Genomic DNA, 16,834 nt, shown 5'->3' on the forward strand with positions numbered 1-16,834 from the left:
ACCTCTCTCGTCCCCGGTGCTTTCCGTGCGAAATCTCTCCGTACGGTTCCGCATGCGCGGCGACACCTTCGTCTCCGCCGTCACCGACGCCCACTTCGACCTCGCGGCGGGGGAGTGCCTGGCCCTCGTCGGCGAGAGCGGCTGTGGCAAGTCCGTGCTCGCCTCCGCGCTGCTCGGGCTGCTTCCGCGGAACGCGGAGACCGCCGGGTCCGCGCTCATCGGCGACGTCGACCTGCTGACCGCCGACGAGCGCACCCTGGCCCGCACGGTCCGCGGACGGCGCGTCGGCCTCGTGCCGCAGAGCCCGGCCGCGCACCTCACCCCGGTGCGCACCGTCCGCGCCCAGCTGGAGGAGACCCTGCGGGAGCTGGCGGACGTACGCCGCCCGCAGCTGCGCAAGGCCGCCGAGGACGCCGCCGAGCGCGCCGCGTTCCCCGCCGGGCACCTGGACCGCTACCCGCACGAACTCTCCGGAGGGCTCGCCCAGCGCGCCGCCACCGCGCTCGCCCTCATCGGCGACGCGCCGCTGCTGCTCGCCGACGAGCCGACGACGGGCCTGGACCGTGACCTCGTCGACCGCACGGTGGACGAGCTGCGCAAGCACGTCGGCGAGGACCGGGCGCTGCTCCTGATCACCCACGACCTGGCCGCCGCCGAGCGCATCGCCGACCGCGTCGCCGTGATGTACGCGAGCCGCATCGTCGAACTGGCCGACGCCGCGGACTTCTTCGGCGCCCCCGGGCCCCGGCACCCCTACGCCCGCGGCCTCCTGAACGCCCTGCCCGAGCGTGAGTTCACGCCCATCCCCGGCATGCCGCCCGAACTCTCCGCGCTGCCGGCAGGATGCGCGTTCGCCGCGCGCTGCGCCGGCGCGGACGAGACCTGCGAAACCGTGCCGCGCACCGTGGACGGGGTCGCCTGCCACCACCCTCGGACGGCGGCCGTGCTGGAGGCACCCCGTGCTTGAACTCCTGTCGATCACCGCCGGATACGACCGCCGCGCCCCCGTCATGCGCGGCGTGGACCTCACCCTCGCGCCCGGCGCCTCGGTCGGCCTCCTCGGGCCCAGCGGCTGCGGCAAGTCGACCCTGGCCCGGGTCGCCGCGCTGCTGCACAAGCCCGACGCGGGCCGCGTCGTCATCGACGGCGAGCGGGCCCGCGGCTGGCGGCACCGCGCCCCCCGCGCCCAGCGCACCGCCTTCGGCGTCGTCTTCCAGCAGCCCCGCCTCTCCGCCGACCCGCGCCTCACCCTCACGGACCTGATCGCCGAGCCGCTGCGCGCGACCGGGCGTGGCAGCGAAGCCGCCGCGCGGGTACGGGGGTTGGCGGCCACGGTCGGCCTCGGCGAGGACCTCCTGGGCCGCAGGCCGCACGAGGTCAGCGACGGTCAGTTGCAGCGCGCCTGCCTGGCCCGCGCCCTCGTGCTCCGCCCCCGCTGGCTGATCTGCGACGAGATGACGGCGATGCTCGACGCCTCGACGACGGCGGCACTCGTGCACGCCGTGGAGGAGTACCGGCGCCAGAACGGCGCCGGTCTGCTCGCGGTGGGCCATGACCGGGTGCTTCTCGAGCGGTGGTGCGAGCGGACGGTCCACTGGAGCGAGCTGGTGGGGGAGACCCCACGGGAGACCCCGCTCAAGACCCCACTTGAGACCCCCCGGGTCGCGTGAGGCGTCCGCGGTGAACGCGGGGCGTCGATAGTTCCAACTCCCGTCGCCAAGGGGTTTCTTGACGCGTGCATGGCCTCATACTCACTGAGGCCCGCCCGTCGTCCTCATGCCCTTTCCGGGAGTCTTCGTGGCACTCATCACCCGTCGTAGAGCCCTCACCATCGGTGCCGCACTCGCCGGCACCGCCGCCGTCCCCGCGTACGCCCAGGCAAGCGAGCGAGGACACCACCCCCGCCCTCTCATCCGCGCGCACGCGCACAACGACTACGAGCACCCCCGGCCGCTGTTCGACGCGCTCGACCACCGCTTCGGCAGCGTCGAGGCCGACATCTACCTCGTCGACGGGCAGCTCCTGGTCGCGCACGACCCGATCGACCTCGACCCCGCCCGCACCCTCGAATCGCTCTACCTTGGCCCCCTGGCGGCCCGCGTCCGCGCCCACCACGGCTCCGTGTACCGCGGGTACCACCGCACCCCCTTCCAGCTCCTGATCGACATCAAGACCGAGGGCGCGGCGACCTACCTGGAACTGGACCGGCATCTGCGGCGCTACCGGCACCTGTTCACCACGTACTCCCACGGCAAGGTGCGCCGCGGCGCCGTGACCGCGGTGATATCCGGCGACCGGGCCGCCCGCGCGCCCATGGAGGCCCAGCGCGTGCGCCGCGCCTTCTACGACGGCCGCCTCGCCGACCTGGGCAGCGCGGCACCCGCCTCGCTCATCCCGCTGATCAGCGACAACTGGACGCTCAACTTCAGCTGGCAGGGCGTGGGCGCGATGCCCGCCGCCGAGCGCGACAAGCTGCGCGGCATCGTCTCGACCGCGCACAAGCGTGGGCAGCGCGTCCGTTTCTGGGCGACGCCCGATCTGGCGGGTCCGGCGCGCGACGCGGTGTGGGGCGAGCTCCTCGCCGCCGGCGTCGACCACTTGAACACGGACGACCTGGCGGGGCTCGAGGCCTTCCTCGACGCCCACGGGCAGTAGGCCCCGGCCCGGCCGAAGCAACCTCCCGGCACATAACACCCGTTCGGAGGACATGCCGGTCGCCCGGACGGTCCCTCCGCTGCGCCACACTCGGCCCAAAGCCGCGCTGTTGACGTGGCGGAGGAGGTTGTCCCCATGGCCGTCTCGGTCTCTGTGGTGCTGCTGCTCGTGATCCTGGCAGTGGTCTTTCTGCGCAACGGCGCGCTGAAGTTCTCGCACGCGGTGGTCTGTGCGCTGCTCGGCTTCTATCTGGCGAGTTCGAGCATGGCGCCGACCATCCACAACGGGGTCACGGCAGCCGCGGACATCGTCAGCGGCCTGCAGCCCTGATGCGTCCCGCCATGGTCATTGCGTGTTCATGAACAACTGTCACGTTTCCATGGACACTTCAAGGCGCTGCCCCTAGCTTCGGCCCATGCCGCGTCGCAGAACCCTCAGCAGCGCCCTCGCCCTGACCGCACTCACGGTCTTCGCCGCGTCCTTCGCGCCCGCCGCCCAGGCGGACGACATACCGAAGGCGCCGGGCCACCGGCTCGTCGACCAGTACACCGGCGCACCCGCCGACGCCCGCCCGCTGCCCGGCGAACAGCCGCCCCAGCACCCCTATCTGGCCGCCAACGGCCGCAGCGGGATGCACGCGGACGCGGCGGGCAGCGGAACGTACCCCTGGAACGGGCCCCTGGGGGAGAAGCCCCAGGTCAGCAGCGAGAAGATGGCGGCGCTCGGGGGTGAGTGCGCCACGGTCACCTTCGACAAGGCGGGCCGTATCGTCACCGTCTGCGGCACGTTCACCGGTTTCCTGGTCAAGCTGCTCGACCCGGACACGATGGCCACGCTCGCCGAGTACAAGCTCCCGCAGCGCCCCTCCACCGTCGAGGCCATCACCCGCCTGGACTTCTCCAAGATCTTCAAGGACACCTCGGGCGGCGCCTACTCCTACCTCGACAACGAGGACCGGCTGGTCCTCGCAGACTCCCGCCAGCACATCGTCAGGCTCGCGCACGAGCAGACGGCGGACGGCAGTTGGCGCTTCGTCGTCGACAAGGACTGGGACCTGACGGCGCACGTCCCACACGACTGCGTGACCTGGTCGAATCTCTACCCGAGCGGCGAATGTGACCCGGTCACGTCGGTGATGCCCGACTGGGACGGCCGTATCTGGTGGGTGACCCGGCAGGGCCGCGTCGGCACCGTCGACCCCGCATCCGGTGCCGTCCGCTCCGTCCGCCTCGACGGCGAGGAGATCCAGAACTCCTTCTCCGTCGCCGAGGACGGCGTGTCGATCGTCTCCGACCACGCGCTCTACAGCTTCCGCGCCGCCGCGGACGGCACCCCGAAGGCCGTCTGGCGCCAGACGTACGACCGGGGGACGGGCACCAAGCCCGGCTCGGTGAACCAGGGTTCGGGCACCACCCCCGACCTCTTCGGCCAGGGTGACGACGACTACGTGGCGATCACCGACAACGCCGACGACCGCATGAACGTCCTCGTCTACCGCCGGGGCGAGGACATCGCCGACGACAAGCGGCTCGTCTGCAAGGTCCCCGTCTTCCGCTCCGGCGCGTCCACCACCGACAACTCGCTGATCACCTGGGGCAACAGCCTCGTCGTCGAGAACAACTACGGCTACGAGAACATCACCTCGCTCACCCTCGGGCGCAGCGTCGTCGGCGGCGTCAGCAGGATCGACGTACGCGAGGACGGCAGCGGCTGCGACACGGTGTGGGAGAGCGACGTCCGCGCCCCGTCGAACGTGCCCAAACTGTCCACCGCCAACGGACTCCTCTACTTCTACACGAAGGAGCCGAACAGCCTCGGCATCGATGCCTGGTACCTGACGGCCGTCGACTTCCGGACCGGCGAGACCAAGTGGAAGCGCCTCGCCGGCACGGGCATCGCGTACGACAACAACTGGGCCCCGGTGACCCTGGGCCCGGACGGCACGGCGTACGTGGGCGTGTTCAACGGCCTGGTGGCGGTGCGGGACACCGAGTGAACACTGCGGGCCCCGGCGCCGGTCAGCCCGAGAACACACCGATGCCGTTCGGGACCGGGCGTTCCACGCCGCCGCTGGGGTTGTTGCGTACGGTCACGGACTCCGCGCCCGGGAGCTTGGCGACCAGGGTGGCGGAGGAGACCAGGGTGGAGGAACCGCCGCCGTCCAGGCTGAAGCCGTCCTGTGCGCCCAACGCCCGCAAAGTGTCCGCGACTTCGGCGATGGTCAGACCCGTTCGGAACTCGGGGGAGCCGTCCAGGGACAGGAGCAGGAGGCGCCGGCCGTCGTCGGAGATGCCGGCGGCCGTCCGCACGGCCGAGGTGGCGGCGTCCAGGCCGGGCAGCGGGGCCCCGTCGCGCAGGACGGGGAAGCCGCCGAGCGCGAAACGGAACCGGCTGCGTGACTCGGCCGCCACCAGCCGGTGCTTGACGCCGACCCGTTCGCCGACGGAGAGCTTGCGCAGCTCCTGGGCGCCCGCCTCGCGTCCGACGAGGACCGTGGTGCCGCGGGCCACCGGACCGCTGCCGGGCGTCGCCGCGGACGCCACCACACGGCCGTCGCGCACCGTCACCTCATGGGTGTCCGTGCTGCAGGGAGCGCCGCGGTTGGTGTCGGTTCCGCAGGTGGAGCGCACGCGTGAGGTGCTGCCCCAGTCGCTGGTGAACGCGCCGACGGAACCCACCGGCAGGGCGTACTGATTGAGCCCGCCGAGCGGCAGCCGGGTCTGCTGGGTGCGTACTTCACCGTCGAGGCGGAGGCTGTCCAGGCGGGCCCGCCGGTCGTAGCCCACGCCGAGCACGGCCTCGGTGGTCACACCGGGAGGCATCGCGGGGCCGAAGCGCTGCCCGTTCGGCACCGCCGCCTTGAGGGCCCGGCCGTGTGCGACCGCGGGGCCGACGGGCGCGCCGGTGGCCTCGACGCCCGGATGCTGGGTCTCGGAGATGTTGAAGAAGTCGCCGTTGATCCCGCCGACCGCCCCCGCGCCGTCCGCGAGCGCGGAGACGACGGAGCGGGCGCCCACCGCGCCCGGATAGAGCAGGCCGACGTTTGTGCTCTTGTTGCTCAGATCGACGTCCAGGACGTGCGCGCGTGCCTTGCCGTGCGAGGCCGCGATGTCGAACTGCCGGTACTCCACGCCCGGTGCGATCCGCGAGGCGGCCGTCTTCCCGTCCGCCTCCGCGCCGCCGGCCGGTGCCGCTCCCAGCAGAGCCGCACCGGCCAGCGTGCCGAGTGCCGTCATGGCCGAGAGCGTCGCTCTCGCCGTTCTGAACCGTCCCAAGATGTGCCGGTGTCGTGCTGCCACCCATGCCCCCTGAAGTCTCCTGCCGACCAATCGCACCAGTCTGAGGGTCGGTCAGAAAGTGCACCAGAGGGCAGCGCCGGACGGGTGCAGGGCCGGTGGCTAGGTGCCGACCAAACGGGAACGGATGAGGAAACGTACGCCTTCGGGGGCTTCGAGGGAGAAGCCGCTGCCACGGCCGGGCACGACGTCCACGATCAGCCGAGTGTGGCTCCACACGTCGTACTGACTTTTCGACATCCAGAAGGCGACCGGTTCCGCCACGCCCTCGACGGCCAGCGAGGCCAGGCACACATCGGAGCCGCCGGTGCGGAACTCGCCCTCCGGATAGCACATGGGCGCACTGCCGTCGCAGCATCCGCCGGACTGATGGAACATCAGCGGACCGTGCAGGTCCCGCAGCCGCCGCACCAGATCGGCGGCGGCAGGGGTCAGCTCCACGCGTGGAGTATCGGTCATGGGCTGCCGCTCCTTGTCGCCGTCACCGTCACTGCCGCCCAGTCAACTCCGGGCGACGTTGCGAGGACGTTGCGGTCGCGGATGCGGTCGCAGATGCGGCCGGCGCGCAGGGCGCCGTCAGGCGAGGACCGCCCGGACGGCCTTGCCGCTCCTGCCGCTGCCGACGACCTCGAGGTGAGCGGCGAGGTGACGCACCATCGCGAGGCCACGCCCGCTGTCCCGTTCGGTGCTCGGCGCGAGCACGCGGGGGCCCTCGGGGCTCCCGTCGTGCACCTCGACGGTCACATGGTCGTCGGAGACCTCGAGGCGCAGCCGGCACGGACTGCGTCCGTGCTCGGTGGCGTTGGCGACGAGTTCGGACACGATCAGCGTGGCATCGTCCACCCGTTCGGCATCCACTTCCGTCAGCTGCCGGCGGGGCCTGGTGAGGAACGCGGACGTCAGCTTCCGCGCCCGGCCGGCCGATGCGGCTTCCTGTGGCAATGCGTACTCAACGCGGGCGACATGCCGATGGGCGCGCTGGTGCGCACGCATGGCAACTCACTTCCCTCCCCTGGGACAACCGGCGTACTCGCGGCGTCTTCCGCTCGCCGGGGCCACGCCCTGTCATGCGCGGCCGGTGCTGTCCACGGTCATGCCCGCCTCTGCTGATCGCCAACCAAGTGCCTGGGAGTGGGGCTGGTAACGGGCCCTCAAAGGCTGTCGCGCCCCAGTCGGCGAACGCGTTCGCTCCGAACGTGCTCGTCACGAACATGTTCGTTACACTGGTCGTATGACAGCTCATCCCGACGCCCCGCGCAGCCGCCGCGAACGCCCCGCGAAGCCCGCCCTCACCCGGGCCGGGATCGTGGCGACCGCCGTGGAGATCATGCGCGTCGAGGGCCTGGGCAAGGTGACCATGCGCCGCCTCGCCCAGGAGCTCGACACCGGGCCCGCCTCCCTGTACGTGTACGTCCGCAACACCGCCGAGCTGCACGCGGCGATCCTGGACGAACTCCTCGGAGCGGTCGAGGCGCCGCCGGCCGGGGGCGACTGGCGCGAGCGTCTCGAAGGCGTGCTCACCTCCTACACCGCGGTGCTCTTCCGCCATCGCGGCCTCGCGAAGGCCGCGCTCGTGGCACGGCCCCGAGGCGAGCACTACCTGCGCCTCATCGAAACCCTGCTCGCTCTGCTCGACGAGGGCGGGGTCCCGCCCGGACAGGCCGCCTGGGGTGTCGACCTGCTGCTGCAGTACGCCACCGCGACCGCCGCCGAGCACTCCCCGGCCGACGAGGCAGCCGACGCCCGGGAGGAGTGGGACGCGCTCGCCGGAGCCCTGCGGGACGCGTCGGACCGGACGCACCCGCACGTCGCCCGGCTCGCCGGAGAGCTCGTGTCGGGCCGGCCTGAGGAGCGGATCTCCTGGGGCTTCCGGACGCTGATCAACGGCATCCTCGGCACGCCCGTCCCGGTCGACGGCGCCCAGGGCTGAGCCCTCCCGCGGTCGACAGCCGCCAGCACGACCACCGCCCGCACCCCGTACAAGGAGCACCGCCATGACCGCACACCACCCCATCGCCATCATCGGCGCGGGCCTGGGAGGACTCACTCTCGCCCGCGTCCTGCACGTCAACGGCATCGAGGCCGCTCTGTTCGAGCTGGAGGCCTCACCGGCCGCCCGCGGCCAGGGCGGCATGCTCGACATCCATGAGGAGTCCGGGCAGGCCGCCCTGCGCGCCGCCGGTCTGTACGAGGAGTTCCGCGCACTCGTCCACCCGGGCGGCGAGGCCATGCGCGTCCTGGACAAGGACGCCGTCGTCCGCATGGAGGAGGCTGACGACGGCGACGGCGGCCGCCCCGAGGTCGACCGCGGCCACCTGCGTGACCTGCTGCTCGGTTCGCTGCCCGACAGCGCCGTGCGCTGGGGCGCGAAGATCACCGGGGCGCGTCCGCTCGGCGGCGGGCGCCACGAGGTGACACTCGCCGACGGCTCCGCCTTCACCACCGACCTGCTGATCGGGGCGGACGGCGCCTGGTCCCGGATCCGCCCGCTGGTCTCGGACGCCGTGCCCGCCTACACCGGCATCTCCTTCGTCGAGGTCGACCTCCTCGACGCCGACGTACGCCACCCGGACAGCGCCGCGGTCGTGGGCGGGGGCATGCTCTTCGCGCTCGGCGAGGACAAGGGCTTCCTCGGCCACCGCGAGTCCGACGGCAGCCTGCACATCTACACCGCGCTCAGGGCCCCCGAGGAGTGGATTTCCACCATCGACTTCACCGCCGAGGACACGAGCCTGGCCAAGGCCTGCGTGCTGGAGCACTTCACCGACTGGGACAAGAGCCTGCAGGCGCTGGTCGCCGACGCCGACGGAGCGCTGATCCCCCGCCGCATCCACGCCCTGCCGATCGGCCACCGCTGGGACCGCGTCCCGGGCGTCACGCTGCTCGGCGACGCGGCGCACCTCATGTCCCCCTTCGCGGGGGAGGGTGCCAACCTCGCCATGCTCGACGGAGCCGAACTCGCCGCGGCCCTCGCGGCACGCCCGGGAGACGTGGAAGCGGCACTGGCCGCCTACGAAGAGGCGCTGTTCCCGCGCAGCGAGAAGACCGCCGCCGAGTCCGCCGACGGTCTGGTCCGCTGCTTCCGCCAGGACGCCCCCCAGGGCCTGCTCGACCTGTTCGCCGGCGACTAGAAGCCCTGGGGCCCGTCCCGGCGGTCAGCGGACGCGTGCCACCGCCGCGTAGATTCCGCTGTCCTCGGCCTCGGGGCGTGCGTCACCCCTGAACCACTCCGTGGCCGTCACCAGGCCGGGGTCGACGAGGTCGAGACCGTCGAAGAAGCGGGCCACCTCGGCCCGGTCGCGGAAGCCGAGCTTGATGCCGCCCTTCGCGTACTCGGCGGTGACCTGCGCGGCCAGCTCCGGGAAGATGTCCGACGAGGCGTGCGAGAGCACCAGGTGGCTGCCCGAGGGCAGGGCGTCCACCAGCGTGCGCACGATGCCGTACGGGTCCTGGTCGTCGGGCAGGAAATGCATGAGCGCGATCAGGGAGAGGGCGATCGGACGGTCGAAGTCGAGGAGCCCGCGGGCGTGTCCGAGGATCTCCAGCGGTTCGCGGACGTCCGCCTGGATGTAGTCGGTCATCCCCTCGGGGCTGCTGACCAGCAGGGCTTCCGCATGGGCCAGCACGATGGGGTCGTTGTCGGTGTAGACGACCCGGGCCGAGGGCACCGCCCTCTGGACGATCTGGTGCAGGTTCGGCGCGGTGGGGATACCGGTGCCGATGTCCAGGAACTGGTCCACGCCCTCGGCGGCGAGCCAGGCGGTCGCACGGTTCATGAACGCGCGGTTCTGCCGCGCGGCGTCCTTCGCCTCGGGCGGCAGCTTCTCGCCCACGGCCTCGTCGACGGGGTAGTTGTCCTTGCCGCCGAGCAACCAGTCGTAGACACGCGCGGGATGCGGCTTGCTGGTGTCGATCGTCGGCTTGGGCGCACCTGCGGTCATGACGTACTCCGTTGCTGCGAGACGCTTGGATCGCCCGAGTCTGCCACAGCAACATCACCTTGAGCATGGGGTGTTGGGGTCGGGCGCGTGAGGGCGATGAATCAGTCACACCCCGCGCGGCCGAGCCGTGCCGTTCGCGCCATTCGTCCCGTCGGTTCAGCTGTCACGGGTGTTCGCTGCCGCCTCTGCCGCCTCTTTGCGGGGACCCGGAAGAACCTTCCGAAATTCCATTGGTTTCCGCATCATCGGCAATATCGTGCGCGTTTCCCGGAGATATGGAACTGGGAAGTCCGGTCTTCGGTCAAGTGGCGCGTTCGCGACGGTTATTCGACATCATTGAGTCAAATGACGCTGGTGGTTGATTTTCAGATATGGCAGAGTATTCAAGCAAGTGGCCGGGCAAGTCGAAAGGTGCGATCCGGCTGACCGTCCGGCCGCTCTAGGATCAGCCGTCAGGCGCGGGGGAGAAGTCGGCTCATGAACTTGGTGGACCGTAGGGAAGAATTCACGATCATGGACGGCATGCTCAACGCCTCTTTGGCGGGGCATGGCGGAGTGCTATTGGTGAGCGGCGCGGTGGCCAGCGGGAAAACCGCCCTGCTGCAGGCTTTCGGGGAACGGGCAACCGTCGCCGGGGCATTGTTTCTGCAGGCCACGGCGTCGGAGGCGGAGAGTGATCTGCCGCTCGGCGTGATGGGGCAGTTGCTGCTCGGCGCGGATCTGCCGGGGGCCGACGCCAAGCGGGCGGCCCGCCTTGTGGACCTGATGGCGGTGGCCGCGCAGATTCGGCGGGCCGAGGGGGTGCTGCCCGCCGTCGTGATGAATGAGGTTCCCAAGCTCTGCGGGATTGTCCTGGAACAGGCCAGGGAAAGGCCGGTGGTTCTCAGCATCGACGACGTGCACCACGCCGACGGTCACTCCCTGGAATGCGTCCTGTACCTGGCGCGCCGGCTCGACGCCAGCCGCATTCTGGTGGTCCTGGGCGAGAACAGCGGATTTCTGGCCGGTAATCCGCGATTACACGTTGATTTGCTGCGCCTGCCGGGCTGCCGCAATATCAGGCTCGGACCGCTCGAGCGGCACGGAGTGGCCGAGATGATCTTCGGTTTCGGTGGCGAGGGGTGGGGGACGCGCCGGCTCGTCTCCCAGCTCCACCGAGTGGGCGGCGGGAACCCCCTCCTGACCCGGGCGTTGATCGAGGACCACCGTGCGTCGCAGGACGGCGGGTTCGACTCCGCGGATCTGGTGCCGGGCGAAGCCTTCGCCCAGGCCGTCGCCACGGGCCTGTACCGCAGCGACGTGTCGACGCGGCACACCGCGTGGGCGCTGGCCGTGGTCGGCCAGGACGTGCCGCTCGCCGAGCTGGTGGAAGTCCTGGGAACCAGCCGGGAGTCGGTCCACCGCAGCCTGCGCGCCCTGAACGACGCGGGGCTGCTCGACTCCGGCTGGTTCCGCCACGAAGCGGGCAGGGCCGCGGTCCTGCGGAGCATGGAGCCCGCACATCGCGCCCGCCTCGAGGCCCGCGTCGCCCAAGTGCTGCACGAGCACGGCGAAGCGGCGACCGTGGTGGTCCAGCATCTGATCGCGGCCGAACCCATCGACGCCCCGTGGGCGCTCGGCACGCTCCTGGAGGCCGCCGAGCGGGCGCTCGCCGACGACGAGGCCGAACTGGCCCTCACCTGCCTGCGCGCCGCCCGCGACACCTGCACCGACCCCCGCCGGGCCACGGCGATCAGGGAGGCTCTGACCCGGGCCGGCTGGCGGCTCAACCCGGCCAGCGTCGCCCGGCACCTGGCGGAGCTCACCGCCGACGCGCTCGACGGCGGACTCGGCGACCGGCAGACCGCCGAACTCGTCGGCCACCTGCTCTGGTTCGGTCAGACCGGCCCGGCCCTTGAAATACTCGACGCCGCCGAGCGGGACGGCACGGGCACCGAGGCCTGCGGGCAGCCGGCCGTGGAGGCCGCGCGTCCGATCGACTGCGTCCGGTCCTGGATGGCGTACGAATATCCGGGGCTCCCCGGCTCCGCACGCGCCCGTGCACGGCACGGCGACGCCGAGCGGAGCGCGCGAACGCCCGCGCGCAGTCCCCATCAGCGTGCGGCCACCCTGATGAGAGCGGTGCTCGACGGGGCGGGCGACGACGTCGTGGTCCGGGCGGAGCAGATCCTGCAGAGCACACGCCTGGACGACAACACGCTGACCGCGCTCGTCGTCGCCCTCAACTCCCTCGTCCTCGCCGACCGGCTGGACACCGCGGCCCTCTGGTGCGAGACCCTGTGCGCGGAAGCCGCCGAACGGCACGCGCCCATGTGGCAGGCCCTGCTCACCGCGACCAAGGCACGCGTCGAGCTCAGGCTCGGCGCGCTCGCCGCCGCGCAGGAGTCGGCGCACTCGGCCCTCACGATGGTCCCGCCCGAGGGCTGGGGTGTCGCGGTCGCCTCGCCGCTCGCCACCTCGGTGTACGCCAAGACCGCAATGGGCCGTCTCGACGAGGCGGCGGCCGGGCTCGCAGTCCCGGTACCGGAGCCGGCGTTCCACACCCCCGACGGACTGCTCTACCTCCGGGCGCGCGGCCACTACTACCTCGCCGCCGGGCGCCCCTACGCCGCGCTCGACGACTTCCACACGTGCGGCGACCTCATGACCCGGTGGGGGTTCGATCTGCCCGCCCTCGTTCCGTGGCGTACGGACGCGGCCGAGGCCCATCTGCTGCTCGGTGACGACGAACGGGCAAGGACGCTCGCCCAGGAGCAACTGGCCCTCGTCGACGGCACGAGCGCGGGGCACGCCTGGACGCGCGGCGTCTCGCTGCGGGTCCTCGCGAGCGCGCTCCGTCCCGGACGCCGCCTCGTGCTCCTGGGTGAGGCCATCGAGATCCTGCGGGAACGCGGCCACCGCGTGGAGCTGGCCCGCGCGACGGACGAACTGGCCCGCGCCCACCGCGAGCTCGGCAACAGTGGCCAGGCACGGTCCCTGGCCCGCAAGGCGCAGCAACTGGGACGGGAGTGCGGGGTGCCCGTGCCCAGGGTGCTGCCGGTGGCCGACACCACGGGATCGCTCCCCGCCGATCAGCCGTGGCCGTCCGGCGCCCGCCGCAAGGCCGACGACCTCAGCGACGCGGAGCTGCGCGTGGCGACGCTCGCGGCCCGCGGCCACACCAACCGGCAGATCGCCGACAAGCTGTTCATCACGATCAGCACCGTCGAGCAGCACCTGACGCGCGCCTACCGCAAGCTCGCCGTCCAGCGCCGGGCCGACCTGGCGGCGAAACTCAGCCCCGTTCCCGTACCGGTCGCGGGCCCCGGCAGGCGGGAGGGAAGGCGGGAAGGGCGCCGGGAGGGCCAGGACGACAGCGGGGCCCGCAGCCGTCTGCGCGTGGTGTAGACGGTGCCAGAGGTGCAGGTCGTCGCGCGGGCTAATGACCACGGCCTGCATCTCCTCTCCCGGACCCTGTGCTCCGCATGCGCTTCATGCGCTTTCCGTTTCTACGCGGCGGCCGGTCACACTGCGGTCCGTGAAGCTGTGACCCCAAGGATCCGCCACCGCGGCGGTACGCTTTTCGGCAGCAGCAGGTCGGACACGAAAGCGCGTCGACGGGGGGTCGTCGCCGGAGCTGTGACCGGTGCGTGACGTGGGATCGGGCAACGTGGTGCCGCATGATCAGCCTCTGCCGCGGCCCGGCCCGCGCTCCCTCCCCTCCGTTCGTGACGCGCCCTGCGAGGGGTGGGCGATGAGGGTACTGGTGGTCGAGGACCACGCCGAGTTGGCACATTCGGTGGCGCGCGTGCTCCGCCGCGAGGGCATGGCGGTCGACGTCGTCTACGACGGCTCGGACGCGCTGGAACGCACCACGGTCGTCGAGTACGACGTGGTCGTGCTCGACCGGGACCTCCCCGGAGTCCACGGGGACCAGGTCTGCATCGCGCTGGCCGCCCAGCCGATGCACGCCCGGGTGCTGATGCTCACCGCGTCAGGCACGATCGCCCACCGGGTGGAGGGGTTCAGCCTCGGCGCGGACGACTACCTCCCCAAGCCCTTCGCGTACGCCGAACTGGTCGCCCGCATCCGGGCGCTCGCCCGGCGCTCGCAACCCGCGCTGCCGCCGGTCCTCGTCCAGGGGGACCTGCGGCTGGACCCGGCGCAGCGGATCGCCTCCCGCGACGGAGTGCGGCTTGCGCTGACTCCCAAGGAATTCGCGGTACTCGAGTACCTGCTCGCCGCCCAGGGCCGCGTGGTGTCGGCCGAAGAACTCCTGGAACGGGTGTGGGACGAGGCGGCCGATCCGTTCACCACGACGGTCAAGGCCACGATCAACCGTCTGCGCCCGAAGCTCGGCGACCCGCCCGTGATCGAGACCGTTCCCCGTGGCGGCTACCGGATTTGAGATGCCCATGCGCCTGCTCACGCCCTTCGCCCTGGCACCGGGACTCACCCGCCGACTGCTGCCGCGCCGGGTACGCGTCCGCCTGACGCTCCTGTACGGAGTGCTGTTCGTCGCCTCGGGCGTGGTCCTGCTCGCCATCACCAATCTGCTCGTGGCCCGCTCACCGACGAACCTCGTCCTCGTCAAGAACCGGGGCGGCGAGCCCGTCCTCGAACCGGGCGCCGACGGCCGCCTCTACCTCGGCTACCCCGAGTCCAACTCCTCCGTCCAGCTCAACGACATCACCCAGCAGTTGCGCGCCCAGGCGATCCGGCAGCACGAGATCGAGATGGACCACCTGCTGGTCCAGTCGGGCATCGCGCTGGCCATCATGGCCGTGATCGCGATCGGCCTCGGCTGGGTGGTCGCCGGGCGCGTCCTGCGCCCGCTGCGCACCATGACGGGCTCCATCCAGCGCATCTCGGCCCGCAACATGCACGAGCGTCTCGCCGTGGTCGGGCCCGCCGACGAACTGAAGGACCTGGCCGACACCGTCGACGGCCTGCTCGGCCGCCTGGAGACGGCCCTCGACTCCCACAAACGTTTCGTCGCCAACGCGGCGCACGAACTGCGCACCCCGCTCACCCTGGAGCACGCGCTCCTGGAGGAGTCCCTCATCGACCGCGACGCCACCCGTGAGTCGTTCCGCTCCAACTTCGAGCGGCTCCTGGAGATCAGCAAGCAGCAGGCCCGGCTCCTCGAATCGCTGCTCACCCTCTCCAGCAGCGAGCGGGGCCTGGACCATCGCGAGCCGCTCGACCTCGCGGTCATCGCCGAGGAGGCCGTGGAGTCCTCGCGCACGGAGACGGGGCGGCGGGAGCTGCGCGTCGAGACCACGATCGGGCCCGCCGACGCCTGGGGCGACTCCGCGCTCGTCCAACGCCTGGTGGCCAACCTCATCGACAACGCCACCGACTACAACACCCCCGGCGGCCACGTGGAGGTCATCACCCGCACCGACGCCGGGCGGGCCGTCGTCGCCGTGGCCAACACCGGACCCGAGGTGCCGCCCCAGCAGGTGGAGCAGCTCTTCGAACCGTTCCAGCGTCTCGGGCGCACCGCCGGCGACGGCCATCACGGGCTCGGCCTCTCCATCGTCCGCGCCATCGCCGTCGCCCACGATGCCGTGATCACCGCGCACGCCCGCCCCGGGGGCGGCCTCGTCGTGGAGGTCTCCTTCCCGCCCCGGTCGAAAGCCCCCCGACCCGCCCCGGATCCTGCGCAGTTGGACGATGCCCCGGCCATCCGTTGAGGGGCGGGCCGTGAGCTCCTACCGTTGTTGCGGCGCCTGCTGGATCCCCCCGTCCGCATGAGCCGCCGGACATGGCGAAGCCGTCCCCAGCAACGGGAGGAAACCCAATGGTCGTCGTGATGGCCCCCGGGGCCACACAGCAGGACGTGGACACGGTCGTCGAACTGGTGAGGGCGGCGGGCGGTGACGCGTTCGTCAGCCGCGGCGTGACCCGCACCATCGTCGGCCTGGTGGGAGACGTGGAGGCGTTCGACGCCCTCAACCTGTCCGACCGGCGGGGCGTCCTCGACGTCGTACGGATCTCAGTGCCGTACAAGCTGGTCAGCCGCGAGCACCACCCCGACCGGTCCGTGATCAGGGTGGGCGGCGTGCCCATCGGACCGGACACCCTCACGGTGATCGCGGGCCCGTGCGCGGTGGAGAGCCCCGCACAGACCCTGGCCGCCGCGCGCCTGGCCAAGGCGGCCGGCGCCGCGCTGCTGCGCGGCGGTGCCTTCAAACCGCGCACCTCCCCGTACGCCTACCAGGGGCTCGGCGAGGAGGGGCTGCGGATACTCGCCGACGTCAGGGACGAGACCGGACTGCCGGTGGTCACCGAGGTCATCGACCCGGCCAGCGTCGAACTGGTCGCCCCCTACGCGGACATGCTGCAGATCGGCACCCGCAACATGCACAACTTCGCGCTCCTCCAGGCGGTCGGCGCGGCCGGCCGGCCCGTTCTCCTCAAGCGCGGCTTCGGAGCCACGGTCGAGGAGTGGCTGATGGCCGCGGAGTACATCGCGCAGCGCGGCAACCTGGACATCGTGCTGTGCGAACGCGGCATCCGTACCTTCGAGACGGCCACCCGCAACACCCTGGACATCAGCGCGGTGCCCGTCGTCCAGCGTCTCTCCCACCTGCCGGTGATCGTGGACCCCTCGCACTCGGGAGGCCGCCGCGACCTCGTCGCCCCCCTCACCCGCGCCGCCATCGCCGTCGGCGCCGACGGCGTCATGATCGACGTGCATCCCGACCCCAGGACGGCGCTCTGCGACGGCAACCAGGCCGTCACCCGGGCCGAGATCGGCGAGCTCGCGAACATCGCCGCGGTCCTGTCGCCGCTGATGGGCCGCACCCTCACACGGCCGCCGGCGCGGGCCGGGGTGGGTTCTGGTGCCCGATAGGGGTGAATAGGGGTTTCCCGCCCTAGATCAATTCTGCTAGTGAGGGGTACCCGGCCCATAAGCGCGTTGTTAGGGTGAACGTGGTTCGGCCAGCGGGATTC

15 protein-coding genes are annotated in these 16,834 nt (G+C 71.7%); 11 read left to right on the forward strand and 4 right to left on the reverse strand.

From position 1 onward, the window contains the following. The first annotated feature begins 52 nt into the window (after positions 1 to 52). From AB0M70_RS09025 to AB0M70_RS09045, 5 genes are all read left to right on the forward strand, one after another. The gene (locus tag AB0M70_RS09025; RefSeq protein WP_365818763.1) at positions 53 to 967 is read left to right on the forward strand and encodes an ABC transporter ATP-binding protein; all 915 of its coding nucleotides are present in this window, start codon (positions 53 to 55) and stop codon (positions 965 to 967) included. Beyond that, complete coding sequence (locus tag AB0M70_RS09030) at positions 960 to 1,670, forward strand: ATP-binding cassette domain-containing protein (protein WP_365817957.1); 711 nt, start codon at positions 960 to 962, stop codon at positions 1,668 to 1,670. The genes AB0M70_RS09025 and AB0M70_RS09030 overlap by 8 nt, the downstream gene beginning before the upstream one ends. 127 nt (positions 1,671 to 1,797) lie before the next feature. After that, complete coding sequence (locus AB0M70_RS09035) at positions 1,798 to 2,655, forward strand: phosphatidylinositol-specific phospholipase C/glycerophosphodiester phosphodiesterase family protein (protein WP_365817959.1); 858 nt, start codon at positions 1,798 to 1,800, stop codon at positions 2,653 to 2,655. 135 nt (positions 2,656 to 2,790) lie between these two features. Beyond that, on the forward strand, positions 2,791 to 2,985 hold the full coding sequence (locus AB0M70_RS09040) for a hypothetical protein (RefSeq protein WP_363206092.1): 195 nt from the start codon (positions 2,791 to 2,793) through the stop codon (positions 2,983 to 2,985). 85 nt (positions 2,986 to 3,070) lie between these two features. Further along, positions 3,071 to 4,651 (forward strand): hypothetical protein, encoded by a 1,581-nt coding sequence (locus AB0M70_RS09045; protein WP_365817961.1) that lies wholly within the window; start codon positions 3,071 to 3,073, stop codon positions 4,649 to 4,651. Between the two features lie 22 nt (positions 4,652 to 4,673). Here the strand turns inward: AB0M70_RS09045 and AB0M70_RS09050 are convergent, their stop codons facing one another. The 3 genes from AB0M70_RS09050 to AB0M70_RS09060 form a co-directional block, all read right to left on the reverse strand. Next, positions 4,674 to 5,891, reverse strand: a complete 1,218-nt coding sequence (locus tag AB0M70_RS09050) for a phosphodiester glycosidase family protein (RefSeq protein ID WP_365817963.1) — start codon at positions 5,889 to 5,891, stop codon at positions 4,674 to 4,676. Between the two features lie 162 nt (positions 5,892 to 6,053). Then, positions 6,054 to 6,410 (reverse strand): DUF779 domain-containing protein, encoded by a 357-nt coding sequence (locus AB0M70_RS09055; RefSeq protein ID WP_365817965.1) that lies wholly within the window; start codon positions 6,408 to 6,410, stop codon positions 6,054 to 6,056. Between the two features lie 117 nt (positions 6,411 to 6,527). Beyond that, positions 6,528 to 6,944, reverse strand: a complete 417-nt coding sequence (locus tag AB0M70_RS09060; protein WP_365817967.1) for an ATP-binding protein — start codon at positions 6,942 to 6,944, stop codon at positions 6,528 to 6,530. Between the two features lie 238 nt (positions 6,945 to 7,182). Here AB0M70_RS09060 and AB0M70_RS09065 point away from each other — a divergent pair, with 238 nt between their 5' ends. Both AB0M70_RS09065 and AB0M70_RS09070 read left to right on the forward strand, forming a co-directional pair. Continuing rightward, on the forward strand, positions 7,183 to 7,881 hold the full coding sequence (locus AB0M70_RS09065; protein WP_365817969.1) for a TetR/AcrR family transcriptional regulator C-terminal domain-containing protein: 699 nt from the start codon (positions 7,183 to 7,185) through the stop codon (positions 7,879 to 7,881). A gap of 64 nt (positions 7,882 to 7,945) precedes the next feature. Beyond that, positions 7,946 to 9,082 carry an NAD(P)/FAD-dependent oxidoreductase gene (locus AB0M70_RS09070; RefSeq protein ID WP_365817971.1) on the forward strand — a complete coding sequence of 379 codons (1,137 nt, stop codon included), beginning with the start codon at positions 7,946 to 7,948 and terminating at the stop codon, positions 9,080 to 9,082. Between the two features lie 24 nt (positions 9,083 to 9,106). Here AB0M70_RS09070 and AB0M70_RS09075 read toward each other — a convergent pair whose 3' ends face one another. Then, the gene (locus AB0M70_RS09075; RefSeq protein WP_365817973.1) at positions 9,107 to 9,892 is read right to left on the reverse strand and encodes an SAM-dependent methyltransferase; all 786 of its coding nucleotides are present in this window, start codon (positions 9,890 to 9,892) and stop codon (positions 9,107 to 9,109) included. Between the two features lie 477 nt (positions 9,893 to 10,369). Here AB0M70_RS09075 and AB0M70_RS09080 point away from each other — a divergent pair, with 477 nt between their 5' ends. From AB0M70_RS09080 to aroF, 4 genes are all read left to right on the forward strand, one after another. Next, a complete protein-coding gene (locus tag AB0M70_RS09080) occupies positions 10,370 to 13,279 on the forward strand; it encodes an AAA family ATPase (RefSeq protein ID WP_365817975.1) in 2,910 nt (969 codons plus the stop codon). A gap of 346 nt (positions 13,280 to 13,625) precedes the next feature. Next, complete coding sequence (locus AB0M70_RS09085) at positions 13,626 to 14,279, forward strand: response regulator transcription factor (protein ID WP_365817977.1); 654 nt, start codon at positions 13,626 to 13,628, stop codon at positions 14,277 to 14,279. A 7-nt stretch (positions 14,280 to 14,286) separates the two neighbouring features. Further along, positions 14,287 to 15,570: a HAMP domain-containing sensor histidine kinase gene (locus AB0M70_RS09090; protein WP_365817979.1), complete on the forward strand. Its 1,284-nt coding sequence runs from the start codon at positions 14,287 to 14,289 to the stop codon at positions 15,568 to 15,570. A 107-nt stretch (positions 15,571 to 15,677) separates the two neighbouring features. Then, positions 15,678 to 16,733: a 3-deoxy-7-phosphoheptulonate synthase gene (gene aroF / locus AB0M70_RS09095; RefSeq protein WP_365817981.1), complete on the forward strand. Its 1,056-nt coding sequence runs from the start codon at positions 15,678 to 15,680 to the stop codon at positions 16,731 to 16,733. Positions 16,734 to 16,834: the final 101 nt, after the last annotated feature.

Source organism: Streptomyces sp. NPDC051214, assembly GCF_040682375.1.
In the GTDB taxonomy this organism is placed as follows: domain Bacteria; phylum Actinomycetota; class Actinomycetes; order Streptomycetales; family Streptomycetaceae; genus Streptomyces.